The 23,839-nt window shown below is 54.5% G+C and carries 20 protein-coding genes and 1 tRNA gene; 11 read left to right on the top strand and 10 right to left on the bottom strand.

Features of this window, described 5'->3' with window-relative positions:
* Window position 1: 1 nt before the first annotated feature.
* The 3 genes from EBB79_RS11075 to EBB79_RS11065 all read right to left on the bottom strand — a co-directional run bounded on the left by EBB79_RS11075 (window position 2) and on the right by EBB79_RS11065 (window position 3,387).
* A complete protein-coding gene (locus EBB79_RS11075; RefSeq protein WP_127748950.1) occupies window positions 2-1,513 on the bottom strand; it encodes an aldehyde dehydrogenase family protein in 1,512 nt (503 codons plus the stop codon).
* Window positions 1,503-2,372 (bottom strand): NAD(P)-dependent oxidoreductase, encoded by an 870-nt coding sequence (locus EBB79_RS11070; RefSeq protein ID WP_238704876.1) that lies wholly within the window; start codon window positions 2,370-2,372, stop codon window positions 1,503-1,505. The genes EBB79_RS11075 and EBB79_RS11070 overlap by 11 nt, the downstream gene beginning before the upstream one ends.
* A gap of 103 nt (window positions 2,373-2,475) precedes the next feature.
* Window positions 2,476-3,387 (bottom strand): LysR family transcriptional regulator, encoded by a 912-nt coding sequence (locus EBB79_RS11065; RefSeq protein WP_164860786.1) that lies wholly within the window; start codon window positions 3,385-3,387, stop codon window positions 2,476-2,478.
* A 312-nt stretch (window positions 3,388-3,699) separates the two neighbouring features.
* Here EBB79_RS11065 and EBB79_RS11060 point away from each other — a divergent pair.
* Both EBB79_RS11060 and EBB79_RS11055 read left to right on the top strand, forming a co-directional pair.
* A tRNA-Val gene (locus EBB79_RS11060) sits at window positions 3,700-3,775 on the top strand.
* A gap of 488 nt (window positions 3,776-4,263) precedes the next feature.
* Window positions 4,264-5,271, top strand: coding sequence for an LLM class flavin-dependent oxidoreductase (locus EBB79_RS11055; protein ID WP_127748948.1), 1,008 nt, complete (start codon window positions 4,264-4,266; stop codon window positions 5,269-5,271).
* A gap of 206 nt (window positions 5,272-5,477) precedes the next feature.
* Here the strand turns inward: EBB79_RS11055 and EBB79_RS11050 are convergent, their stop codons facing one another.
* The 4 genes from EBB79_RS11050 to EBB79_RS11035 form a co-directional block, all read right to left on the bottom strand.
* Window positions 5,478-5,924 carry a hypothetical protein gene (locus tag EBB79_RS11050; RefSeq protein WP_127748947.1) on the bottom strand — a complete coding sequence of 149 codons (447 nt, stop codon included), beginning with the start codon at window positions 5,922-5,924 and terminating at the stop codon, window positions 5,478-5,480.
* Entirely contained in the window at window positions 5,921-6,940 is a 1,020-nt protein-coding gene (locus tag EBB79_RS11045; RefSeq protein ID WP_420850407.1) for an agmatine deiminase family protein, read from the bottom strand. The genes EBB79_RS11050 and EBB79_RS11045 overlap by 4 nt, the downstream gene beginning before the upstream one ends.
* A 432-nt stretch (window positions 6,941-7,372) precedes the next feature.
* A complete protein-coding gene (locus EBB79_RS25260) occupies window positions 7,373-7,564 on the bottom strand; it encodes a M48 family metalloprotease (RefSeq protein ID WP_127748945.1) in 192 nt (63 codons plus the stop codon).
* Between the two features lie 20 nt (window positions 7,565-7,584).
* Window positions 7,585-11,607 (bottom strand): two-component regulator propeller domain-containing protein, encoded by a 4,023-nt coding sequence (locus EBB79_RS11035; protein WP_127748944.1) that lies wholly within the window; start codon window positions 11,605-11,607, stop codon window positions 7,585-7,587.
* A gap of 560 nt (window positions 11,608-12,167) precedes the next feature.
* On the opposite strand from EBB79_RS11035, the gene EBB79_RS11030 reads away from it, so the two are divergent.
* A complete protein-coding gene (locus EBB79_RS11030; RefSeq protein WP_127748943.1) occupies window positions 12,168-13,124 on the top strand; it encodes a TDT family transporter in 957 nt (318 codons plus the stop codon).
* A gap of 552 nt (window positions 13,125-13,676) precedes the next feature.
* Here the strand turns inward: EBB79_RS11030 and EBB79_RS11025 are convergent.
* A complete protein-coding gene (locus tag EBB79_RS11025) occupies window positions 13,677-14,846 on the bottom strand; it encodes an NnrS family protein (protein WP_127748942.1) in 1,170 nt (389 codons plus the stop codon).
* A 324-nt stretch (window positions 14,847-15,170) separates the two neighbouring features.
* Here EBB79_RS11025 and EBB79_RS11020 point away from each other — a divergent pair, with 324 nt between their 5' ends.
* Window positions 15,171-15,866: a Crp/Fnr family transcriptional regulator gene (locus tag EBB79_RS11020; RefSeq protein WP_127750960.1), complete on the top strand. Its 696-nt coding sequence runs from the start codon at window positions 15,171-15,173 to the stop codon at window positions 15,864-15,866.
* Window positions 15,867-15,883: 17 nt separating this feature from the next.
* Here the strand turns inward: EBB79_RS11020 and EBB79_RS11015 are convergent, their stop codons facing one another.
* The gene (locus tag EBB79_RS11015; RefSeq protein ID WP_127748941.1) at window positions 15,884-16,108 is read right to left on the bottom strand and encodes a DUF1858 domain-containing protein; all 225 of its coding nucleotides are present in this window, start codon (window positions 16,106-16,108) and stop codon (window positions 15,884-15,886) included.
* A gap of 155 nt (window positions 16,109-16,263) precedes the next feature.
* Here EBB79_RS11015 and EBB79_RS11010 point away from each other — a divergent pair, with 155 nt between their 5' ends.
* Genes EBB79_RS11010 through EBB79_RS10990 form a run of 5 tightly spaced genes read left to right on the top strand, consistent with a single transcriptional unit; the run spans window position 16,264 to window position 21,005 of the window.
* Window positions 16,264-16,716, top strand: a complete 453-nt coding sequence (locus tag EBB79_RS11010) for a c-type cytochrome (RefSeq protein ID WP_127748940.1) — start codon at window positions 16,264-16,266, stop codon at window positions 16,714-16,716.
* A gap of 11 nt (window positions 16,717-16,727) precedes the next feature.
* Complete coding sequence (locus EBB79_RS11005; protein ID WP_127748939.1) at window positions 16,728-18,110, top strand: cbb3-type cytochrome c oxidase subunit I; 1,383 nt, start codon at window positions 16,728-16,730, stop codon at window positions 18,108-18,110.
* A gap of 2 nt (window positions 18,111-18,112) precedes the next feature.
* The gene (locus tag EBB79_RS11000) at window positions 18,113-18,910 is read left to right on the top strand and encodes a CbbQ/NirQ/NorQ/GpvN family protein (RefSeq protein ID WP_127748938.1); all 798 of its coding nucleotides are present in this window, start codon (window positions 18,113-18,115) and stop codon (window positions 18,908-18,910) included.
* A 6-nt stretch (window positions 18,911-18,916) separates the two neighbouring features.
* Window positions 18,917-20,824, top strand: a complete 1,908-nt coding sequence (locus EBB79_RS10995; protein ID WP_127748937.1) for a nitric oxide reductase activation protein NorD — start codon at window positions 18,917-18,919, stop codon at window positions 20,822-20,824.
* 1 nt (window position 20,825) lies between these two features.
* Window positions 20,826-21,005: a protein NnrT gene (locus tag EBB79_RS10990; RefSeq protein WP_127748936.1), complete on the top strand. Its 180-nt coding sequence runs from the start codon at window positions 20,826-20,828 to the stop codon at window positions 21,003-21,005.
* A gap of 10 nt (window positions 21,006-21,015) precedes the next feature.
* On the opposite strand, the gene EBB79_RS10985 is transcribed toward EBB79_RS10990, so the two are convergent.
* The gene (locus EBB79_RS10985) at window positions 21,016-21,489 is read right to left on the bottom strand and encodes an Lrp/AsnC family transcriptional regulator (RefSeq protein ID WP_127748935.1); all 474 of its coding nucleotides are present in this window, start codon (window positions 21,487-21,489) and stop codon (window positions 21,016-21,018) included.
* Window positions 21,490-21,651: 162 nt separating this feature from the next.
* Between EBB79_RS10985 and EBB79_RS10980 the strand changes: the two genes are divergently transcribed.
* Entirely contained in the window at window positions 21,652-22,833 is a 1,182-nt protein-coding gene (locus tag EBB79_RS10980) for a M24 family metallopeptidase (RefSeq protein ID WP_127748934.1), read from the top strand.
* A gap of 3 nt (window positions 22,834-22,836) precedes the next feature.
* Window positions 22,837-23,838, top strand: a complete 1,002-nt coding sequence (gene doeB / locus EBB79_RS10975; protein ID WP_127748933.1) for a N(2)-acetyl-L-2,4-diaminobutanoate deacetylase DoeB — start codon at window positions 22,837-22,839, stop codon at window positions 23,836-23,838.
* Window position 23,839: the final 1 nt, after the last annotated feature.

Below are 23,839 nucleotides of genomic sequence, written 5' to 3'. Positions count from 1 at the left end.
CTCAAGAGACATAGCCGAATGCGATGCGTGGTTTAGGCGCGCTGTCAAGCCAGACGCTTTTGGCCGACGTGTATTCCAATAAGGCATCGGTACCGCTGGATCGGCCAAATCCCGAGTTCAAGGACCCACCAAAGGGTGAAGAGACGTGGATCGCTTTGTAGCTGTTGATCCAAAATGTTCCTGCACGAACTCCTTCGGCCATTCGATGCGCACGCCCTACGTCGGCGGTCCAGACCGCACCGGCCAAGCCAAAGGAGCTGTCATTGGCCAGGGCGATGGCATCGGCCTCATCTTCAAAGGGGATTGCGCAGACAACCGGTCCAAAAATCTCTTCCTGCGCAACTTTGGCAGAGTTTGACATATCTCGAAGTACAGTTGGCGGCACGAAATAGCCTTGGCTATGCTGTGTGTTGCGAGACAGAACAGATGCACCGGCATCACGTGCCGCGCCGATCATGCTGGTGACATGCGAAAATTGACGGGCGTTGCTGATCGGACCGATCTCCGTTTCCTCGTCCAGCGGATCGCCTAACGTGATGGTGTTCATACCGGTAGACAGCATCGCCAGCATGTCTTCATAGACGGACTTCTGGATCAGCAGCCTGGACCCGGCGACACAGCTTTGCCCAGCGCCGGAAAAGATCGCCGCCTGAGCGCCCAGACAGGCATGCTCCAAATTGGCGTCCTCAAAGACGATATTTGCCGATTTTCCGCCCAGTTCCAACACCGCGGGTTTCAAAGCCGAGGCTGCCGCAACCGCGACGCGCCGACCTGTTTCGGGAGAGCCTACAAAGATCACTTTGCGTATCGCAGGATGACTGATGGCAGCCTGGCCAGCGGTCGGGCCAAGTCCACAAAGTACGTTCACCAGCCCAGCCGGAAGACCTACACTTTCTGCCAGTTTTACCAGTGCGACGGTGGTGACGGGCGTCAGCTCGCTTGGCTTGATAACCACCCCATTCCCGGTGGCAATGGCAGGTGCGATTTGCCAACCGCCTGTAAATATTGGTGCATTCCATGGTGTGATTTGAAAGACAACGCCAAGGGGTTCGCGCAGAGTATAGTTCAAATGCCCTGAAGGCACCGGTATGACCTCTCCGTGGAGCTTGTCTGCCCAGCCGGCATAATAGGCAAACATTTCGGCCACTTTAGCGACCTCGATCCGGCAGTCGCGGATGGGTTTTCCGGTAATGATCGCCTCGATGGTTGCAAGTGGGTCGACATTTGCAAGAATTGACCGAGAGACATCTTGCATAATTTGTCCGCGTTGCGCCGCCGAAATGCCTTTGGCCCAGCCCAGTTGGGCGCGTTGGGCCGCGTCGCAAGCCAACACTGACAGTGCGGTATCTGCATCCGGATAGGAGAATAAGTCCTGTTCGGTGAAGGGGTCCACCACTGTCACAGTGTCGCCCGCACCGTCCATCAGAACACCGTCGATTAGGCTCTGTGGACGCTCACCCAACCCAAGCGTTGCCATTGCATCCAAAAGTGTTTTCTTACGATCAGACATCATGGTCCAAATTCCCGTCATGTTTAACGATTTCGTTGAAGTCGGCGCTGTCTGATATGTCCCGCGACGCGTTCAACCATATGTCCGCGATCTGCGCAAAGCCGCTAAGGTCCACTCCAGTTCCGTGGGCCAGATCAAGCGCCAGCCCGACATCTTTGCGCATCAATCCCATGGTGAAGCCTGAGTTAAAGGCGTTATTCAAGATCCACTTGGGAAAGTTCACCTCGCTTACCCCACTGCGACCAGACCCGGCGTTGATACCCTGCAGCAGATCTTCGGGGGCGACACCTGCAGCTTGGCCAAGCCGCACGGCTTCGCCGAGCAAAACAAGATTGGCTGCACAAAGCATGTTATTGGCAATCTTGGCCGCATGACCCGCGCCAGACCCACCGACAATTACTGTCTTTGCGGTAAGAATATCCAACACCGGTGTTAACCGTTTTATCGCGGATGCATTGCCGCCCAACAGCATCGTCATGGTGCCAGCATTTGCCGCTGCCGGACCACCGCTCACCGGGCCATCTATAAATGAAAAACCATTTGCATCCCCCAAAACAGCCATTGCCTGAGACGTGGCTGGTTCGGATGTCGAGGTGTCCAGGACAATGCTATCGGGGCGGATATCACTGACAATGTCGCGCATTACGGCGTCAACCACTGTGGCTTTTGGCAGCGATAAGATGATGATGTCCGCCAACTGAGCCAGTTCCGAAGCCGTCTTGGCGCAGATGGCTCCGAGGTTGCGCATCTTGCTTAGTATCTCAGGGTTGGGGTCATAGCAGATCAGTTCGCTGTCGTTTTCGATCAGTTGCGCAGCCATCCCGCCGCCCATGTTGCCACATCCGATAAGTCCAATTTGCACGCCGACAATCCTTCCAGTCACACGAATTTCCAGAACTATGGCCCATTATTCAACAGCAAGGAATGACGGCAATTGGAGAGTTTCGTTGCGCTGAGCGCAACAATCAGTCCATTGGGGAAAAAGCGGACATCTTTTTCAATTGCTTCACTAGAAGGTCAGCGGCCTGTGGCAATTTCCGTCCTTCTTTTCGAACCAGCGAGGCCACGCCATCTGCAAATATCATGGATGATACCGGGCGCGCGGTCATGGTCTTGGATGAAAGCTCGCTCTCGACAACAAATCTTGGCAGTATCGTGCAGCCCATATCATTGTGCACAAAGGCCTTCAGCGCTGCAATTGAACCAGTCTCGACAACGGCGCGCAGCCGCACACCATGCTTGGCTTCTGCAGTCGTAATCATCGCCCCAATGCCAAAGGATTTTGGTGGTATGGCACAGGGTATGTTTGCAAGAGCGAGCAAATCTACAGGCTCCGAATTGTCATAAACGCCGTTGGTGTGCACCAGGGCTACAAGGGGCTGGGTTGCAGATGTTACAACTCTGATCACCGGATCCTTGGCGACATTATAAGCCAATCCCAGATGCGCCTGTTCTGACGTGACCTGGTGCACAACGTGCTCGGTTGACCCCACTGTTATGGCGAAAGAGATATCCGGGTATTTTGAGGAAAATTCAGACAAGGCCCTGTCGAACAAGTCGCCGACAAAACCTTCGCCAACCGCTATCGATACTTTGCCCCGTTTCATATGCGCAAGAGCATCAAATTCCGACCGGAGAAGATCAAGTTCGCCAATCTGACGTTTCAAGAACGCCACCAAAAGCATACCCGCTTCTGTTGGTCGGATCCCGGACCTTCCCCGCTCCACCAAAGTGGTTGCCAGATGTGTTTCCAATGCCGAAATATTGCGACTGACAGTAGAGGGCTCCAATCCAATCTGCTCAGCTGCAGCTCTGACTGTTCCTGCTTGAACCGCGGTTAGGAAGCAGGATGTTTGGCGGGGATCAAGGTGTCGCATGCAACAGCTTTGGCTCAAAATGAGCGTCGTATCAATGCACTCGAGGCTGAAGGTTAAGTCGAAAGGGCAAATTTTCCCGGGCATGCTGCAGCGTCAGGTCCATAGGGGCTTGCAGATTTATCGGCCAACCAAACCATATCCGCCCTAGTTCTCGGGACGGACATGTCCCTGAAACGCAGCGGGTACCGGCCTCCAATTTCTGTCGTTTTCCACCGTATGAAAGGTGGGTTCTTTGGGTAAAGAAAAAATATCTGAGAAAATGCGTTTTGGCTCTTGCGCCTGTCGTGCGCATTGTCTAAATCCCGCCTTACCGGGTCGTTAGCTCAGTTGGTAGAGCGCTTCGTTTACACCGAAGATGTCGGGAGTTCGAGCCTCTCACGACCCACCATTTTCCTTTATATAAAATGGGTTTTGGGGCGCAAAGTTGCTAAACGCGTATGGTAGTTCCCAATTGTTATTTGCGGTTCCAAAATTCAGGCATGAGTACGATTGATCGTTGTTCATTTGTTCCTGTTTTGCACGTTGGGCGTAGTGCTCTTACATCGGTTTAGAGTGGTGTCCGAGTTAACACTGGACGTGCAGGATTCCACAGAACATTTCAGGGATTTTTTCGATGGTTGATGCGATAATTGTGGCGTTCATAGCCAACGCACAGATCTGAAGTAGATTGTTGTCAGTGGCGGTCTTTTGGAATTTTTACACTTTCAGTGCTGCCCGGCGGTATTCACATTGCAGGCCCAAGTGCTTCGCGCACCATTTGGTTCGGGTGACACCAAAGGTCAGACGTTATGGAAACCGCTTTTTTCAAGACAAAGCCTCGGTTGAGCTTGGGTTCTACATTTGAAGCATTTAGGTGTCGCTCGAACGGAGACACCCATGCAAAAATTCTCGTTGCTCGATTTATCGCCTATTCCAGAAGGGAAGACTGCCGCCCACGCATTATCCAATACGGCTGAGCTCGCACGAGCAGCTGAGAAGGCTGGATACCATCGCTTTTGGCTGGCGGAACATCACAACATGCCTGGGATAGCCAGCGCGGCGACAGCAGTCGTTATTGGCTATGTGGCTGCTGCAACCAGTACCATGCGGATAGGGGCCGGGGGAATTATGTTGCCCAACCATGCCCCATTGATGGTGGCCGAGCAGTTCGGAACGCTTGCGACGCTTTATCCGGACCGGATTGACCTTGGATTAGGCCGCGCGCCGGGAACAGATATGGCGACGGCCAGGGCGCTGCGCCGTCATATGGCACCCGAGGATAGCTTTCCTCAGGATGTGCAAGAACTAATAGGGTATTTTGAAGATAAGCCGGGTGACACTGCCGTCCAGGCTGTTCCAGGAGCGGGCACACATGTTCCAGTCTGGATTCTCGGCTCAAGCCTTTATGGTGCGCAGTTAGCGGCTTATCTCGGTCTACCATACGCCTTCGCCTCGCATTTTGCGCCAGCCATGCTGGAAGAAGCCCTGTCAACTTATCGAACATCGTTTCAACCATCCGACATCTTATCGCAGCCGTATGTGATGGTTGCTGCTGGGGTTTGCGCGGCGGAAACAGATGCAGAAGCTGAATTTCTACGGTCATCACAATTGCTCGCATTTTCTAATCTACGAGCTGGCAAACCTGGCAAGCTACCATACCCAACCCATGATGTTGCCTCCGAAATCCCAACGTCGGTGTTTGCACAAGTAAAGCAGGCGATGTCGTGTTCCGCGACGGGATCTCCGAGGACGATCAAGGCGCAGCTTCGCACGATTATTGACAAGTATCAGCCTGACGAACTTTTAGTGACTGGTATGATTCATGACCACACGGCAAGGGTTAGGTCTTTTGAGATCGCCGCTGCTGCATTGACGGCATTGCGCAAGCCGACGACGATCGACTGATTATGTGCTTTTGTTGCAAACGGTTCGCTCCAAAGCCGCCGTTGGTGCGTTTTGCGCCTAATGGCAGCTCATAGCTCAAAGCGGTCCTCGCTCGCTCCAACTGTCACGGTGAAAACGGACGTTGGGTTCCAGCATCGCGAAGGGGCTAGAAGTGGACGAAGTGTGATTTCGTTGCTGTTGCACTAATACCTGCTCTGGGATTGTACTTAACAGGCAGGCTGATCTGTGCAGTTGTTCTGGCGAAAGTCATTGAGGAGAGATGCCGTCTCTTCTGTCGCCCCAATCGGTGCGGGCTCCGAGCAAAGATAGCTCTTATGTGGTGCAAGCTCGATCAGGAATGTGGCGTCCCATCCTTCCCCAACGACCAACATTTGCTCGGCAGAATAGAGCAGATGATCAACGAACGCGATGTAGGACCCACCTTGGGTGGACGCTACCAAGGCACAGCTGTCTTTGGGCCGTGCGAATTGCGGTAACGTCGCCGCAAGTGCGAGATGCGCACGAAAAGCCTCACGCGCAGATTGTGCCTTTTGCAGTCTCTCAGTTTCATCTAGCTGCACTTTCACACCGATCAAAGCGGCGATGGCAACACTGGCTGTAACAAGGGCCGAGCATGCCTCAATGGATGGGGCATTGCGAGACAGCCATTTCATGTTGCGGGCATCTGTTGAGTCGCGCAGTGGATGCCGCCACCCATCTCGCCCAGTGGATCAACGTTGAGTGTCACGATTTCTCGACCAGGATAATGACGTGCCAAGGCTGCCGCAGCGACCTGGTCTGTTTCTGGATCACCGAATTCAGCAGCGATGACGCCGCCATTGCAGACGTAATAATTGGCATAGGATGCCACAAAGTCGATGCTACGCACCCGTCGTCTGTTTGGTTCAAAGATCACCTCAACATCTAACCCCTCAGACACAAGCCGGTCATGTGTGTCCAAAGCGGCCAAATGGAACGGATCGTTCATATCAGGATCGCTCGGGAGATTGAGTAGCACGCGACTTGGACCAGTGAAGCGCGCTAGGCTATCGATATGATAGTCGGTAATATCCTTGCCCCAAACACCATCTGACCAAATCAGTCGGTCAGCGCCATATGCAGTCAAAAGACGGCTTTCGACTTCATCACGAGACAGGCCAGGATTACGGTTATCATTTACCCATGAGCTTTCGTGTGCAGCCAATAGGCCGTGGCCATCTTGTTCAACGCCACCGGCTTCACCACGCAGACCCGTTGGTCGCAAGTCCAAGCCTAACCGTGCGGCAACCAAGCCGGCAATCTGACGGTCACGACGATTTACCTGTTTCTCGCCCCATCCATTGAATTGGATATGGCTCACAGCCAAATCACCTGCGGCGTTCACCACGAATATTGGCCCGGCATCCCGACACCAAAGGTCTTCGGTCGGAATATCCCAAAGTTCAACTCCGGTAGATAGTTTTTTGCGCGCACCCGCATGATCGGCTTGTGCTGCAAGCATTGTCACGGGTTCAAATGCAGAAATTGCATTGGCGACCTCCGCGATGGTCTGTTGCGCCATATCCAGAAACACAGGATCGGAATGAACGCGACGATCAACTGGCCACTGCATAAAGGTGCGCTGGTGTTTTGCTTCCTCAGGCGGAACGTAGAAACCTGCGTCGGTTTGGGCGAATGATTGACCTGTCATGCTGATCATTCCTGCCGCGCCACTGCCAACAATCAATTCACGTCTGTTCATACCCACCGGCCTCCAACCACCTTCCGATGGAGGGATTTATATTGGAAACTACAATTTAGTGAAAGCATCGGATCGTGAGCCTGAAACGCAATCCCCGCGAAACATCATGTAGATTTAAACCAGCTTCGGTATTCTTGTATCGCAAAAATCACACGTATGGCAGTTATTCAGCATCCTGCGCCATGGGCTCGTATCTGGCATTCGCTGCGTTTAAGTCCAAAGCCCGGTTTCGAGCCCTGCACCACATAGTGTTTGCGCGTCGCACGTTTGATATCTTTGACGATCTTCTCGCCAGGGCTTTTGCACTGTTCCAGTGCTCTGTCTCATCTTCCACTCCTCAGGGATTACGATGAGCCAAGAACACTCTCTTATCAAATACCGCTATATGGACCTGTAAGCGATGACGTCAGACACCAAATGACCATACTCATGGCCTAGGATAAACCCAAGTTCATCATCGCTAGCTGAATTTTTAAGCATTGGCATTGAAATACGGATGATCGGGTCACAGTCATCGAAAGTGAAGTACGCATTACGAACATCCAGGTCGGAATGTGGTGCTACCGGTAACACTCACATCCAATGGCAAATTGTCACTTTGTAGAGGCAATTGCCCTTCGCATCGCTATTGCGAGTTGGTGTCTTCGGAATGGTTTGGTCAACAGCACATCACCAGCCTCAAGGAAGCCAGACCCTTTTGCTGCTTCTGCCGAGTAGCCTGACATGAATATGATCTTCAAATTTGGGATGCTTTTTTTGGCTTCCTTCGCGAATTCCGGGCCACTCATGCCACCTGGAAGCACCACATCTGACAATAAGAAATCGAACTGTTGTCCAGATTCCAGAGCCTTTCGAGCGTCCTGCGTACCGTCGAAGCTGTTGACTTGATATCTCAAGCTATCGAGCATCTTGTTCGCGAGCGCACGCACCATTGGATCGTCCTCTATTAGCAACACCGACTCGTTGCGCCCAAGTGGCGTTTCAACAACTTTTGCCTTGCTTGGCTTCGCCGCAGCCGCGCAGTCGCGTGGCAAGTAGAGCTTGATAGTGGTGCCCTGGCCCAGTTCACTGTAAATGCTGACATGCCCCCCGGACTGCTTCGCAAAACCATAGATCATTGACAGCCCCAGACCGGTTCCCTGACCGACTTCCTTGGTCGTGTAAAAAGGTTCGAAAGCGCGTTCTTGTACCTCCGGAGACATTCCGGTGCCGCTGTCAGAAACAGCCAACACGACGAAGTCGCCGACCGTTGCTTCAGGATTATGGGCCACGTAGTCCGCATCCAGATAGCTGTTCAGGCATTCGACGGTGAGCGCGCCACCGTCGGGCATCGCGTGGCGGGCGTTAATCGCAAGATTTAAAAGCGCGTCTTCGACCCGGCTGGGGTCGGCGGCAGCCAACCAAAGGTTGGGATCGAGCTGAAAGCTGATCGCGATAGTTTCTCCAAGGGACCGGCTGAGTAGATCTGACATCCCATCGACGAGAGCGGCAAGGTCGATTGACTGCGTCGTCAGGGATTGCTGCCGCGAAAACGCAAGCAAACGATGCGTCAGTTCAGCACCTCGGTCGGTTGTGCGGATGATGTCCTTTATCAAATCCCCATCGTACATCTTTTCGAATTGCATCTGCTCTGCAACTCCTAGGATGATGGCCAGAAGATTATTAAAGTCATGGGCAATGCCGCCGGTCAATTGGCCGACAGCCTCCATTTTTTGGGCCTGACGCAGGCGTTCTTGCACCGCTATTGATTCAGTGACGTCCTCAACCAAGACATACAGGCCCATCACGGACCCATCTTTATCGAAATCCGGAACGTATGTGCCATGAACATTGCGCTTGCTACCATCCTTGAATGGTATCGTGGACTCATAAACAATTGTTTCTCCGGCTAAGGCTCGATCCACATGTTGTTTTATCACTTCATATGCGCCTTCCCCAATAACGTCTTTGACGTGCCGGCCTTTTAGGTCTTGTTGCGCATACCCGAACCAATCTTCGTATACCTTATTATTAAATTGGTAGCGCTTGTTTGTATCCATATATGCAATCAGGATAGGAACTGTGTCTGTCAGCAATCGCAGTCGCTCTTCGCTGCCACGCAGAGCCTCGGCAGCATTGACAAGTCGCCTGGCGATATTCAGGCGCCAAGCCACGAACCCAAGAAGAGATCCGACGACGAGTATGGCCAAAACACCTTGGAACCAGAGTTTTTGCCAAAATGGCGGATGGACGGTAACAGCGATACTGGCACTTTCACTCCACTCGCCATCGCCGACACGCCCTTGAACATGCAAGTTGTATTGGCCTCCTGGGATGCGGCTATACCGTCCAAGTGACGCACTGTCGGCAACAAACCAATCTTTGGTGAATCCCTCCAGTTTATAGCGAATATCGCGTTGCGCATGTCCAGCATGTCCAACAACCGATACTTCAAACTCAAAATCAGTATTTGGCCATTGGATTTCGATCGCTTTGGTACGCTCGATGGCGGACTGAAGAGGGAAGTTCTCACCACTTTGCGTCAGCGAAGTGAAAATCACTCGCGGGTGGCCGCCCGTGTCAGTGAGCGATGGGATTGAAATGACGCCGATCCCCGAAAGCGTGCCGAGCATAAGATCCTGACGGCTGGTCATGAAGGATCCTCCGGGCCAGCTGAGAAAAACATCGCTTGGCAACGCATCCTGGCGACCATAACTGGCGACAACATGTCGATTTTGCGGGTCAAACTGAAATACACCGGCATTTGTCACAAGCCAGAGAAAACCCTTTTCGTCGACCTCGATAGCGAAGATTGTACTTGTGGTGAGGCCAGATTCCCGACCGATCCGATCAAACGTCCCGGTCGCTTCGTCGAAAACATTTAACCCACCTTCAATAGTGGCGACCCAAAGCTGGCCTTGCGGGCCGATCTCCACTTCAGACACGTTCGAGCTGCCGATCGTCTTTGGGTCGTTCGGGTTGTGACTGTAGGATTCAATAACCCTTTCACCATCAAATTTTAGCAAACCCTGGCCCCAGGTGGAAAGCCAGAACGTTCCAGGTTTGGCAACGGAAACTCCGGACACAAATGCTGCTGTGATCCCTGCGTCGATGTTGGATGAACTGTTGAAAAACTGGTAATTTCCGTTCGTGGTGTCGACCCGACCTAGACCGCTTGTTTGTGAACCAAACCAAATGATCTTTGGATTACTGGGGTCATAAACACCGCCCCAGGTGCCAAACGCCGGTTGCTGTGCTTCTAGGCGCCTGAGAACTGATTGGGACGCAATATCTATCAACAGAAAATCAGAATCAACTTCGCCAATCCAAAGCCTGTCCTCACTAGCCTGCAGGATCGTGTTGACCTCTTCTAGGTCCAAAGATGGGCTGGGGTTTTCGGAAAGGTCCGCGATCGGCGACCAGCGTGAATAGCTTTTTGTTTCTGCGTCGTAGCGCTTGAGACCACCGACACCGCCAACCCAAATCCCCCCCGAACTGTCCTCATTAACAACTAAGACTGGTTCCAAGTGTTTTTCGGCCGATCCCAAGTTTTCAAAGTGGGCTGTCCAGATCGACCGGTCTGGCAGAATTCGATAAACTGGTCCTGTGTTGTAAGGCAGCCAGATCGTTCCATCACCTGCCTCAAACACCGAAAGGATCATCTCAGTAGTGCCTGGTTTTGTGGCGTCAGCGTTGCGAAGTATCACATGGAATTTTTCGGTTACGGGATCGAACATTTCGACGCCCGCTGCCACGGCAAAAAGTCGGCCGAGCCAAACGCGCCCTAGGCTATCAACAGTAACCGTAAGCACTTGGTTATGGGAAATCCCGGTTGGATTGCTGGGATCGTTCCGAAAATTTCTGAATAGTCCGGTCGAGACATCCAGTCGGCCAAGACCATTTTCAGTTCCAACCCAGATCTCACCGTTTCGCCCTTCGGCTACACTGTAAACTTGGTCCGACGGTAAGCTCATAGAAATCTCAGGGTCGTGGCGATAGTTAACAAAAACGCCTGATCCGGGATCGAGGCGGCTAAGTCCCGAACTTGTTGCCACCCAAACGCGGTCTTTCGAGTCCACATGCAGGCCCCAGATGTTGTTTCCTGCAAGGGAGTGAGGGTCCAATGGGTCATGGAAAAAATGCCTGAACCCGCCATCGACCTTATCCAGAATATTGAGACCGTTGTCGGTGCCCAACCAAACAGAGCCGTCCGAACGAGTTGCCACCAGATCAGGCACCCAGTTCATAGTGTTGGAACTTAGGCTTAAAGGATCAGAAGGGTCATGTTGGTAAGTTATGAAACTATTGTCAGATTTGTCATATACGACGACGCCACCCGCGCTGCGCCCAAACCAAATTCGACCTTGCCGATCTTCGGCAATCGACCCAACTCTCGATAGAAACGCCGATCCATCAGTGTCAAAATATCTCGCGCTTTTATGATCATAACGCAAAGCACCATTTGCTGTTGCAAACCACAGTATGCCGTCACTGTCTTCGAAACCTCCAGCCGTTACAGAACCGGAGTCTATGACCCATTCTGGAGATTCTACAGCCTGAGCTATAGATTTTTGCGCCGCAAAGCTTGTGATCACAGAAAGCAATGCAACAAGGCTTAGAATATTTGGAGAAGTCATAAGTCACAAGCCCAGTAGCTTAAAGCAACTAAAACATTACGAATAAGCATATTGTGCCCTCCATCTTAGTTCTTCAAGATAGCTTCCTGCAAGTGCCGGTCAAATCGTCTTGGGCACTTATTATTGATTGGAAAAATCCTGTTTGTGAGTGCTTTCACAAGACGCAACATATTTCTCTACTTTAAGGATATCTGCGCATAACCGCTGTTGATGTGGAGCGTAGCGAAAGACGGCTCCCCGTCCATCTTGCTCCAAATGATGCGTCATGCTGCGCCCGGCAAGAATGTCGTGAAATTGCTTTGTGCTGCCTTTAGACGTGTTTGCCACGATTAGCAGCTTAGATCTGTTCAGCACTGCAGAGCTCAACTCAGAGAGCAGATCCAACCTGTCGGCAGTGTCGCAGACTGAACAGGGTTCTTCGGATTAAATGCGCACATTTAACTCAGAAGAGATGTTCCACACCACATGGTGCAAGCTCATTTTCTTGCAGAAATGATGGGCAGAGGTATGGTTTGCATCGTCGGCAAACCGCCGATTGAGAACGGCCGAAGGGGCTTTGTATGGGTATCGACAACCTCGCTGCGTTTTTGCGCCGGGCGCCATCGGCGATGTTTCCGATCTGCCTCGGTGTCCTCGGGGCGGGTCTCTTGTGGCGCAAAGCAGCGGAGACGCTGGGAGCACCGACGGTGATCGGCGAGGTCTGGCTGGCGCTGGCGATCGTGCTCTCTTCGGTATGTGCTGCGCTCTATGCGCGCAAGCTTGCGCTGCATCCTACTGCAATCCTGGACGATCTGGGCCCGGTGCCAGCACGGGCGGCAGTCTCGGCGGCCTCGATGTGCATGATGCTAACCGCGGCGGCGCTAGTCCCATACACGACAGAGCTGGCGGCATTATTGCTGCTGGTCGGGGTCTCGCATCATCTGATCCATGCGGTTATGGTGCTGTGGGTTCTTGCTCATTCTCCGCCCGAGGAACGGGTAATCAACCCGACTCTCTACCTGCCATTCGTTGGTCAAATCGTTGCGCCGATCGCAGGAGTTCCGCTCGGCTTTTGGACCGCCTCGGCGGTGATCTACTGGAGCGCGGTGGCCGCCTGGGCGGTGATCACCGCATTCTCGCTCCAGCGCATTCTCAGTGCGCCGATCCCGAAATCGCTGCGCCAGGGGATGGTGATATTCCTCGCGCCGTGCGGCGTCGGAGTGATCTCGGCCGACCTGCTGAATGCGACTTGGTCGCCCACGATGATGCATATATTTGGCGTCGCTGAGACGGGCTTTGCAATCTGGCTTGCCACGCGGATCGGCTGGCTGATCGCAGGCGGCTGGACCCCGGCCTGGGGTGCCTTCACTTTTCCGACCGTGTCACTGGCTGGCGCAGCGATGATCTTTTTCGATCGGGTCGCGGGCGGCGCATTGAGCGTTCTCAGTTGGCCATTCATCCTGGGCTGCAGCGCGATAGTGCTATTTGTGCTGGTCCGCGCGATCAAGGCAGCCGTGGCCGGGCAACACTTTTTTTGAGCCAGCGAGAGGGATCAGCCAGCGCCGGTCCTTTTGGAGACGCTTCATAGACACTCCGCCCGTTCAGGCCTGAACCGGACCAATGGACCGCTTCAAAGATGGCAATCACTCCCGATGCGGCTTCCTTCACGGTCAACTCGTACACAGAGGACGGACAAAGTGATATATGGAATGCCCAAGGCGCAAGGAGACTACAGTGGTAGCGGCGAGACTGACAATTCCCCCGAAGTACTAACCGAAACCAATAGATAGTCAGGAGCCCCAACAAGGCATCTATTGCATTGACGTTCTTCGTGATCCTCAACAAGGCAGACAGGCGCAGTCCATAGGCAAGGAAGGTAAACCTGTGTCCCAAAACGATTTGTGTTTCAATGCGCGACGGATTTCAGTGCCAGTGCTGCCGGTCAGCCAGTCTTTGTGCTTACACAGGGATGAGTAGTTGCTGAGCTTCACATCTCTTCAATAGGGTTTTCAGATCCTGTTGCTGGAACTTGCTGTTCTTTCGAGGATTCGGAAGCTGACCAAGCGACAGTCTGGTCCAAATGATGGTGATTAATTCGGCCTCCGTCGCGTCGGGTTTTGCCCGCAAAACCAAGGGCCAACACGTATGAGAACCGTGGCAAATGCGACCGTCCACAAGATTGCTCCTGCCCAGAGAGCGGTCAACGGATCTGCTGTGAACTCGACCAGGACACTGCGTATTGCGGCGGCCAAAAGCAGAAGTAGAAAGGCAGCTGAGAGATCCCAGGTAGTTGCAAGGTCGCGCCCCGTGTGCCCAAGCGTAGCGCGTATTATCACGGCCAATGTCATTCCGCCAATGGCTCCGATTCCAAAAACATGCAGGCCGCTGACGGTCAGGCCCAAGCCGAGCAACAACAGTCCAAGGGGAATGAATGCATAGGCAATATGGAGCATTAACAACAGCATGCTGGCCCGAACGCGAGCGCCGCGCCAGCGCGATAGCCGGGCTGCCTGCAGTATGGCCGCCACAATCAACGTGCCCTGCGAAATCAATGTGTCGGGAATGGCCACCCAAAGAACCAAGACAATAGCTGCGGACATGATGCAAATTTTGTCAAACCGGTTCATCGGTACAGGCAGTGGTCCGGGATTGTTTTTGACAAGCCAGTTCCGGGTGAAGCTTGGTATAATCCGGCCGCCGATCAGTGTGATCAAGAATATCACAACTGCAAAGCCCAACCGGCGTCCGTAGTCGGATTCTCCGTTTTGAAGAACCTCAATGTAAAACAGAACGTTTGCGATCAAAAATAGCCCAATAGGGCCGATAACCACCAGGTTTCGCCAGTTCTTGCCGGCAATGATTTCTCGTAAGACAATGGCGAGGATCGCCACCAAATACCCGCAATCGATCACCATAGTGGCAATGAATGAAACGGGGATGAGACCTGCAACTGCCAATCGGCCTGCTATCCATAACAGCGACAAAGCCCCCAGTGGCCAGCCTCTAACCGGCATCCGACCCGTCCAGTTCGGTATGGCGGTAAAGAGGAACCCGGTAATCACCGCCGAGGTATAGCCAAACAGCATCTCATGTATGTGCCAATCAACCGATTGAAACGGACCAGAAAGGCTCAAATCACCCTGGTAGACCGCCATCCATATCAGGATGGTGATGCTGGCAAAACCAAGTGCCAGCAGAAAAAAGGGTCGAAATCCGTAGCTGAGCAGCGTTGGTCCAGTGTATTCGTTTCGAGGCGTCATTTTGTCTAAGGCCCTTCGGCAGAAATTGGGGTGGTTTACCCGCATGCGCGGTGTGGGGTCTGGGCAGTGTGTCACCACCGGTTCGGGGATCCGAGCACCAGAAGTTAGCGGCTCTACCGCCATAGAAAAGCGATTGCGAGACTCACCTAATTACAGTGAATAAGGCCGCCAAACCTGCAGGCATGCGACCAATTGTTACCATTCAAGTATGTCTTTCAGGCTCTGGGCCACCCGTCTATATGTTGGGCGCCACTTGTCTTGTTTGGTTTTTAGGGTATTGGGTTTTTAGGGTCTTTGTTCTTGAGCAAACTTAGGGATGTGATTTTGAAAAAACTGGATGAAAGTCTTTTGGGTCACATTCCGCCGTTCCGGAAACTGGAGCGGTCGCAGATTCGCGAGGTCTTGGATCTTGCGGAGCCAAGGCGTTTTGATGCTGGGGCAGCAGTTTTTGAAGAGGGGATGCCGGCAGAGCGGTTTTACCTGCTGCTGGATGGTCATATTCGGGTGGTGCGGACAACTGAAGGTGGTGATCAGGTGATTGCGCTGCATATCGTGGCGGGGCAATTGTTTGGTATCGCCGCGGCGATCGGGCGGGTGACCTATCCGGCGACTGCGATGACGGTGGATGACTGTCTGGTCCTGTCGTGGTCCACAGGGCAATGGTCGAATTTTATTGCCAAATACGATGGGTTTGCGACGGAAAGCTACAAGGTTGTGGGCGAGCGGATGGGCGAGATGAACAATCGCCTGGTGGAAATGGCAACGCAACAGGTTGAACAACGGGTGGCGCGGGCGGTGCTGCGGCTGATCAATCAGTCGGGCAAGAAAACCGATGGCGGCATCGAGATTGATTTCCCGATCACTCGGCAAAACTTGTCGGATATGACCGGCACCACGTTGCATACTGTCAGCCGGTTGATGAGTGCTTGGGAGAAGAACGGCCTGGTGAAAAGCACACGGCGGCATATCGTCGTAACGGATGCGCATGGTTTGGTGGTTTTGAGCGAGAAGTCCGGCTGAGATATCGCCCAAGGGGATTAGCCTTTTGGAACATCCTGACTATCCTGTGCGATTGCGGCGGTCAGATCTTTGCGAAATGCGTCTTCGTCCAGGCCGTGCTCCAGACAGGCGTCCTCGACAGTGTGAAACGGCGCCACCAGGCAGCCCACACAAAGCATCTGATATTTAAGGAAGACCGGTGCTGTCTGGGGATACCTTGCGAGGATCTCAGAGACGAGGAGGGTCTTGTCTATCAATGACATCTGATGATGACCCTTTTGATATTTGCAGGGTTTGGATAGCGGCAGTTTGTGTCACGATAGCTTTAAAAACCTCTGGGACTTTGTTCTGGATCAAACTTGTTGTTGGGATTGGGGTTTAGATCGGTTGCACCCGCAACCACGACTGGATTCCCCAAATGTCAGAGATCCTAACGAAGTCCCGGGCCCGCAATATCTTTTATGGAGGATCGCTGTTCTTCGTGGCGATTTTTGGGGTCCTGTCTGTTCAAAGTCACCGCTATGTGGTGACGAGTTCCACCGCCGGAATGCCGCTGAGTGAGGCGGTTGTTCTGGGCAAACATGTCTGGGAGCGCAACAGCTGTATCAACTGTCATACGCTGCACGGGGAGGGGGCGTATTTTGCCCCTGAGCTGGGCAATGTGATGACCCGTTGGGACACGCTGGATGACGCCGAAGGTGCCTATGAGATCCTTGATGGCTGGATGCAGGCGCAGCCCAGCGGCGTTGAGGGGCGGCGCCAGATGCCATTTTTTGAACTGACCGAAGAAGAAACCCGCGGACTGGCGGAATTTCTGCGTTGGGCCGACCAAACCGACACACAGGGCTGGCCGCCCAATGATGCGGGTTAAGGAGACAGGCTATGAAATATCAATCACAAAAAGTGGCCTATGCCTATTTCCTGGTGGCGATGGCGCTGTTCGCTGTTCAGGTTCTGGGCGGGCTCATTGCCGGCTGGATCTATGTCTCGCCGAACTTTCTGTCCGAGTTGCTGCCGTTCAATGTGGTGCGCATGTTGCACACCAACGCGCTGGTGGTCTGGCTGCTGCTGGGCTTCTTTGGGGCGGCTTATTACCTGCTCCCCGAGGAAAGCGAACGCGAGATCTACTCGGAGAAGCTGGCCTATCTGCAGCTGATCATTCTGGTCATCGGCACTCTGGGCGCTGTTCTGACCTATGTGTTCAACCCGTTCCCGGGCAACTATCTGCTGGGCATGCAGGGTCGCGAGTTCATCGAGCAGCCGACCTGGGTCAAACTGGGCATTCTGGTTGCGGCGCTGATCTTTCTGTTCAACGTGAGCATGACGGTGCTGGCGGGGCGTAAAACCGCCATCACCAATGTGCTGCTGACCGGTCTGTGGCTGCTGTCGCTGCTGTGGATCTTTGCCTTTATCAACCCGGACAACCTGAGCCTGGACAAAATGTACTGGTGGTTCGTGATCCACCTCTGGGTCGAGGCCACCTGGGAGCTGGTGATGGCGTCGATCCTGGCCTTCCTGTTGCTGAAGCTGACAGGGGTCGACCGCGAGATTGTCGAGAAATGGCTTTATGTGATTGTCTCAACTGCGCTGTTCTCGGGTATCCTGGGCACCGGTCACCACTTTTACTGGATTGGCCTGCCGGGCTATTGGCAGTGGATCGGTTCGATCTTCTCGACTTTGGAAGTCATTCCATTCTTCCTGATGATGAGCTTTGCCTTTGTCATGGTCTGGAAGGGCCGTCGCAATCACCCCAACAAGGCGGCGCTGCTGTGGTCCCTCGGGGCGTCGACTGTTGCCTTCTTTGGCGCTGGCGTCTGGGGCTTCTTGCACACCCTGCACGGCGTGAACTTCTACAGCCACGGCACTCAGATCACTGCGGCCCACGGTCACCTGGCCTTTTACGGTGCCTATGTTGCAACCAACCTGGCCGTCATGAGCTATGCGATCCCACATCTGCGTGGACGTGACCCGTATAATCAGGTGCTGAACATGGCCAGCTTCTGGCTGATGACCGGCGGCATGGCCTTCATGACCTTTGTGCTGACCTTTGCGGGCACCATTCAGACCCATATGCAGCGGGTCCTGGGCGAAAACTTCATGGAAGTGCAGGAAGGTCTGAGCCTGTTTTACATGATGCGTTTTGGCTCGGGTCTGGCGGTGGTCATCGGTGCGCTGCTGTTCATCTACTCAATGATGGTGCCGCGGCGTGAACTGTTGATCAAAGGCACTGACGCACCGTCCCAAACCTCGGTGGCTGGAGAGTAACCATGAACGCCCAAACCACTGATTTTGACGTGCCATTCTACCAGCCTGTCGGCACTGAATGTGCCCTGTTTGAGACAGCCCATACCAACGGTTTGCCCCTTCTTTTGAAGGGGCCGACCGGCTGCGGCAAAACCCGTTTTGTCGAACACATGGCAGCCCGTACTGGCCGTAAGCTGTACACTGTTGCCTGCCATGATGACCTGTCAGCTGCCGATCTGATCGGCCGCTACCTGCTGCGTGGCGGCGAGACCGAATGGGTCGATGGCCCATTGACCCGGGCGGTGCGCGAAGGCGCGATCTGCTACCTGGACGAGGTGGTCGAGGCCCGCAAGGATGTCACTGTTGTGTTGCACCCGCTGACCGATAATCGCCGCACCCTGATGGTGGATCGCACCGGCGAGGAGCTGCTGGCGCCCCCGGGCTTTATGCTGGTAGCCAGCTATAACCCCGGCTACCAAAACGTGCTGAAGCGGATGAAACCCTCGACCCGGCAGCGCTTCCTGTCGGCCACGTTCGACTTTCCCGATGCCGCAATCGAGGTCACTGTGGTGGCCCGCGAAAGCGGCCTGGACGAAGCCCGCGTCACGCCCTTGATCCGGCTGGCAGGGCATATCCGTGCCCTGTCTGGCATGGACCTGGAGGAGGGGGTCTCGACCCGGTTGCTGATTTACGCCGCGCAGCTGATCGCCAGCGGCATGGGGGTTGATCAGGCCCTGCAGGCGGCAATTGTCGAACCTCTGACCGATGAGACGGATGTTCAAACCGCCCTGCGCGATCTGATCGCCGTGGTTTACGGGTAAGGAGCTATGGCCATTCACCCCCTTGATCTGATGGACCCGGAAGAAGCCGTTGGCAACATCTGGCACGATTACGTCACCAAAGTGGGGGCTCAGCCGAGCTTCCCCGAGGTGGCGGTGCAATTGTGTGATATCCGACCTAGCCTGGTCTTGTTGTTCCGCGCGCTTGGCGGCGATGGGTCTGTCGAGATTGGTGAGGTGCCTGCCATTCGCTCACACCACCGTCAATCGGTGACCCGCAAGCTGGGCAACCGGGGGGAATTGCAGTTCCTGCCGCGTTTTGACGGCGAACGACTGGGGCTGCCGCCACTGATGGAGGCCTTTCCCGAGGCTGAAATGAACCGGGCGGCCTATTTCTGGCTGGTTGCCCTGGCCGCGACCCGGCCGGTCCTGCCAGTGCTTGAGGGCTGCGACTGCCTGAAAGATCACGCCCAGATCGAGGCCATGGCGACAGCCTCTGATCTGGCCTATCAACGCTGTCCGGGGTTGCGTGCCACCTATCAGCGCATGTGCAGCTTTATTCTGGCAACCCGACCGAAACTGATGCTGCCGCGCGAAGAGGCCCGGCTGGAACGCGCCATTTGTGATCAGCTCAACAGCCCCGAAGCCTCGCCACTCGATATTCCCGCGCCACAGCAGAGCCCCAAAACCTATCTGCCCTATACCCCCGTGCCGATCTGGCTGACGCTCTCGGCGCCCGGATCCGGGGCAGATGCAGGCGAGGAAGAAGAGGGGGATAACGCAGGCCCGCCGCCGGGTGCGGCCACCACCAATCGCAAGATGGCTGCGCGCGAAGACCGCGACGAGGCCAACCGCAAGGACAGCTTTATCTTCCACCGGTTTGAATCGATCCTGTCCTGGGTCGAAAGCATGAACCTGAACCGCATGGTGGACGACGACGAAAACGAGGACGCGCAAAAGGCGGCCGATGATCAGGATAAGATCATCCTGTCCAAGCATGACGACAAAAAAGCCGCCACCCGGTTGCGGATGCACCTGGATCTGGCCCCGGCGGACGCCGACCACGAGCGCCTGTCGGGCGTGTTCACATATCCTGAATGGGATCACCGCCAGCGCATCTACATGCCCGATCACACCCGGGTGCTGGAGGCCGAGGCCGATGCTAACGCGCCGCAGGGATTGGCCCCGGATCCGCGCATGTTACGCGCCGTGCGCCGTCAGTTTGAGGCACTGCGCCCGCGCCGGATCCTGCGACCCCGTCAGGTCGAGGGCAGCGAGTTGGATCTGGACGCGCTGATCACGGCGCGGGTGGACCTAAAGGCGGATGGCACCTCAAGCGATAGGATTTACCAAAGTATGCGCCAGATTGAGCGCGATCTCTCGGTGGGCTTTCTGCTCGACACCTCGCGCTCCACCGAGGCCTCGGTGGGGGATGCGACAGTGCTGGATATCGCCCGTGAAAGCCTGGTGGCACTGGCCGGCGGTATCGATGCCAGTGGCGATAGGCTGGGCATCTGGGGCTTTTCCTCGCTGCGCCGCGACCGGGTATTTGTGAGGAAATGCAAAGACTTCGATGCGCCGATGTCACAGCAGGTCACGCAGAAAATCTGCGGGCTGACCCCGTGCCACTATACAAGGCTCGGTGCCGCCATTCGTCACACAACCGCGATGCTGGATCAGGAAAGCTCAACCCGCAAACTGCTCTTGGTGCTGACCGATGGCAAGCCCAATGATCTGGACCACTACGAGGGCATCCATGGCATTGAAGACAGCCATATGGCGGTGCGTGAGGCCCGGCGTCTGGGTCATGTTGTGCACGGCATTGTCATAGATCAAGACGGCCAGGACTGGTTTGCGCGTATCTTTGGGCGGGCAGGGTTCACCCTGCTGCCGGACCCAACCCGCCTGACCCGTGCCCTGCCACAAATCTATCGATCCCTTACTCAGGAAACCTGACATGACCCGCTTATTCGCCTATGCTGTGATGGCCCTGCTACCAGCCCAGGTCTGGGCCGAGGCCTACAACCGCCCCGTCCCCCAAGCCCAAAGCGCCACCGCAGAGTTCTGGTTCTTCATCGCCTCCCTAACCCTCGTCGCAGCACTCATCTCCGTCGCAGTCCTCGTCCATAAACGATGAAGGAATGGGGTTAGCTCGTTTCCCAAGGGGATATATAGAACGAGGCCTTGATCCGATCCATGACAACTGTGGTTTTAAAACCTTTGATATCCGGATTGTCGTATAGAAAACTGCGGGTGAACTCTTCGTATTCTTCCATATCTTTGACACTGACGATCAGGATGAAGTCATTGTCCCCGGTCACGTAATATGCGCTCATTACAACGGGTTCGCTGCGGACAGATTTCTTGAAATGATCTATGATGTCAGAGCGTTCCCGCTCTAACGTGACCGCGATCATCATCGTCAGCGAGCGACCCAATGCAGTACCCGAAACGATAGCAACTTCAGATTCGATTACTTTTTCGCTGCGCAATCGGTTCAGCCGTCGCTGGGCAGAGGTGGGCGAGAGGCCGATTTTCTCGGAGAGCTGCGCCGAAGTGAGCTGATTGTTGAGCTGCACTTCATGCAGGATTTTTCGGTCCAGATCGTCAAGCTTGATCATTATCTTCATGTCTCCATGAATTGTGCATTTTTATCGCATATGTTTCAAACGTTTGCATCAATTTTGCAAGTGTTATCGGTACGATGCATGACAAAACCCATTTGCACAACGGCCCGGACGTTACAGTGTCAAATGCGAAAACAACCACTTGGAGGCCGCCTGATGATCCCTAGTAATCTTCCGTTTGGGCTTGATGAATATAGTGCTCGATTAACAAAAGTGCGTGCCGCGATGCAGCAGGTTGGTTGCGATGTCCTGGTAGTGACCGACCCAGCTAATATGGCTTGGTTGACGGGTTATGATGGCTGGTCGTTTTACGTTCACCAAGCCGTCATCATCGGCCCGTCCGGACCGCCGCTTTGGTGGGGCCGGGCAATGGACGCTTTGGGGGCTTTGCGGACCGTCTATATGCCGTCCGATGCGGTATTTGGCTATGAAGACACATTTGTTCAGAATCCAGATAAGCACCCGATGGAGGATCTGTCGCGACTGTTATCCGCGCAGGGATGGGCAAATGCGCGCATTGGCCTAGAGATGGACAATTATTATTTCACCGCCGCTGCTTACATGTCTCTGGTGCAGGAACTGCCGAGCGCCATATGGGTGAATGCCAATGTATTGGTGAACTGGCAGCGTGCTGTCAAAAGCCCGACTGAGATCACCTATATGCGGCGCGCGGCTAAAATCGTCGAAAACATGCACGCCACGATTTTGAACCGCGCCGAACCCGGCATGAAGAAAAATGAACTGATCGCCGATATTTATCATGCTGCAATTGCGGGTGTTGACGGGCACTGGGGGGATTACCCTTCGATTGTACCGCTTGCTCCATCAGGTAAAGACGCCACAGCTCCGCATTTGACCTGGGATGACAATGAGTTGCAGGCAGGAGAGGCAACGTTCTTTGAAATTGCGGGCGTTTACCGACGGTATCATGCACCACAATCGCGGACCCTGTTCTTTGGTGAACCACCCGCCAAATATCGCACCGCTGAAGCGGCCGTGATGGAGGCAGTGGCGGCCGGAATGGAGCAGGCAAAGCCGGGAAACTTTGCCGAGGACATCTCGAATGCGTTTAACGCGACGCTGAACAGGCTGGGGTTTGAGAAGGACAGTCGCTGTGGCTATCCCATCGGGTTGTCCTATCCGCCGGACTGGGGCGAGCATACGTTCTCGCTGCGCCGTGATGACAGAACAGTTCTTGAACCGGGGATGACCTTCCACTTTATGCCAGCGCTTTGGCTGGATGACGGTGGCATCGAGATAACCGAGCCGGTTTTGATCACTGAAACTAGTGCAGAATACCTGTGCACAACCCCGCGCGGGTTGATGGTGAAGGGGTAAGCCATGCGCAATTCGCCGATATCCCTGACAGTTGATCTGAATGCCGATGGCATCTCGCATGGGTTCATGCGGTTGCCCTACAGCCGTGACGACAGCGCCTGGGGGTCAGTGATGATCCCCATTACCGTAGCCAAGAATGGCGATGGGCCGACAGCCTTGCTGACCGGAGCCAATCACGGTGATGAGTATGAGGGACCACTTGCCCTAACGGAATTGGCCGCGAGTATCGACCCTGATCAGATAACCGGACGTATCATCATTGTTCCCTTTATGAACATGCCTGCTTTTTCGGCCGGCACGCGGGTGTCGCCGATTGATGCGGGCAATATGAACCGGGTGTTTCCCGGACGACCAGACGGCACGGTCACCGAAAAGATCGCGGATTTCTTTCAGCGCTATTTGTTGCCGATGGCCGATATTGTGCTGGATTTTCATTCGGGTGGCAAAACCCTGGATTTCCTACCGTTCGCCGCGTCACATGTGTTGGAAGACAAGGAACAAGAGGCGCGCTGCAGTGCCGCCCGTGATGCATTTAATGCACCGTTTTCAATGCTCATGCTCGAGATTGACAGCGCCGGTATGTATGACGGTGCCGTCGAGGCCTTGGGCAAAACCTTTGTCACCACTGAACTGGGTGGGGCAGGGACAAGCACGCCTGAAACTGTTGCAATCGCCCGAAAAGGGCTGCGCAACCTGTTGATCCATGCAGGGATACTGCAGGGCGAAATGCAGCTTTCGCCCAGCAGACATCTGGTTCAGGACGATGATAATTGTTTCCACTTTTCGCCGATTGGCGGGATGATCGAATACACCACGAACCTTGGCGACCAAGTCGCCACGGGCGATGTGCTGGCGCGTATTTGGGACACCACCCGCACAGGGGTGATGCCAATGGAAATTCACTCAAAAATGGATGGCCTTTTGGCGGTCCGGCACACTTTTGGCCTGATCAAGCCCGGCGATTGCCTGGCGGTTCTGGCCCAAGACGACAAAAAGGAAACTTGAC

Source organism: Parasedimentitalea marina (genome assembly GCF_004006175.1).
In the GTDB taxonomy this organism is placed as follows: Bacteria; Pseudomonadota; Alphaproteobacteria; order Rhodobacterales; family Rhodobacteraceae; genus Parasedimentitalea; species Parasedimentitalea marina.
This window is presented reverse-complemented; position numbering and strand designations above follow the sequence as displayed.

Bases quoted from the DNA above. Each gene is read 5' to 3' on its own strand.
- EBB79_RS11035 (WP_127748944.1), bottom strand. From the start codon at position 11,607: ATGACTTCTCCAAATATTCTAAGCCTTGTTGCATTGCTTTCTGTGATC.
- EBB79_RS11065 (WP_164860786.1), bottom strand. From the start codon at position 3,387: ATGCGACACCTTGATCCCCGCCAAACATCCTGCTTCCTAACCGCGGTT.
- EBB79_RS10985 (WP_127748935.1), bottom strand. From the start codon at position 21,489: ATGATCAAGCTTGACGATCTGGACCGAAAAATCCTGCATGAAGTGCAG.
- EBB79_RS10980 (WP_127748934.1), top strand. From the start codon at position 21,652: ATGATCCCTAGTAATCTTCCGTTTGGGCTTGATGAATATAGTGCTCGA.
- EBB79_RS11075 (WP_127748950.1), bottom strand. From the start codon at position 1,513: ATGATGTCTGATCGTAAGAAAACACTTTTGGATGCAATGGCAACGCTT.
- EBB79_RS11030 (WP_127748943.1), top strand. From the start codon at position 12,168: ATGGGTATCGACAACCTCGCTGCGTTTTTGCGCCGGGCGCCATCGGCG.
- EBB79_RS11025 (WP_127748942.1), bottom strand. From the start codon at position 14,846: ATGACGCCTCGAAACGAATACACTGGACCAACGCTGCTCAGCTACGGA.
- EBB79_RS11005 (WP_127748939.1), top strand. From the start codon at position 16,728: ATGAAATATCAATCACAAAAAGTGGCCTATGCCTATTTCCTGGTGGCG.
- EBB79_RS10990 (WP_127748936.1), top strand. From the start codon at position 20,826: ATGACCCGCTTATTCGCCTATGCTGTGATGGCCCTGCTACCAGCCCAG.
- EBB79_RS11045 (WP_420850407.1), bottom strand. From the start codon at position 6,940: ATGACAGGTCAATCATTCGCCCAAACCGACGCAGGTTTCTACGTTCCG.
- EBB79_RS11010 (WP_127748940.1), top strand. From the start codon at position 16,264: ATGTCAGAGATCCTAACGAAGTCCCGGGCCCGCAATATCTTTTATGGA.
- EBB79_RS11050 (WP_127748947.1), bottom strand. From the start codon at position 5,924: ATGAAATGGCTGTCTCGCAATGCCCCATCCATTGAGGCATGCTCGGCC.
- EBB79_RS10995 (WP_127748937.1), top strand. From the start codon at position 18,917: ATGGCCATTCACCCCCTTGATCTGATGGACCCGGAAGAAGCCGTTGGC.
- EBB79_RS11055 (WP_127748948.1), top strand. From the start codon at position 4,264: ATGCAAAAATTCTCGTTGCTCGATTTATCGCCTATTCCAGAAGGGAAG.
- EBB79_RS11000 (WP_127748938.1), top strand. From the start codon at position 18,113: ATGAACGCCCAAACCACTGATTTTGACGTGCCATTCTACCAGCCTGTC.
- EBB79_RS11015 (WP_127748941.1), bottom strand. From the start codon at position 16,108: ATGTCATTGATAGACAAGACCCTCCTCGTCTCTGAGATCCTCGCAAGG.
- doeB (WP_127748933.1), top strand. From the start codon at position 22,837: ATGCGCAATTCGCCGATATCCCTGACAGTTGATCTGAATGCCGATGGC.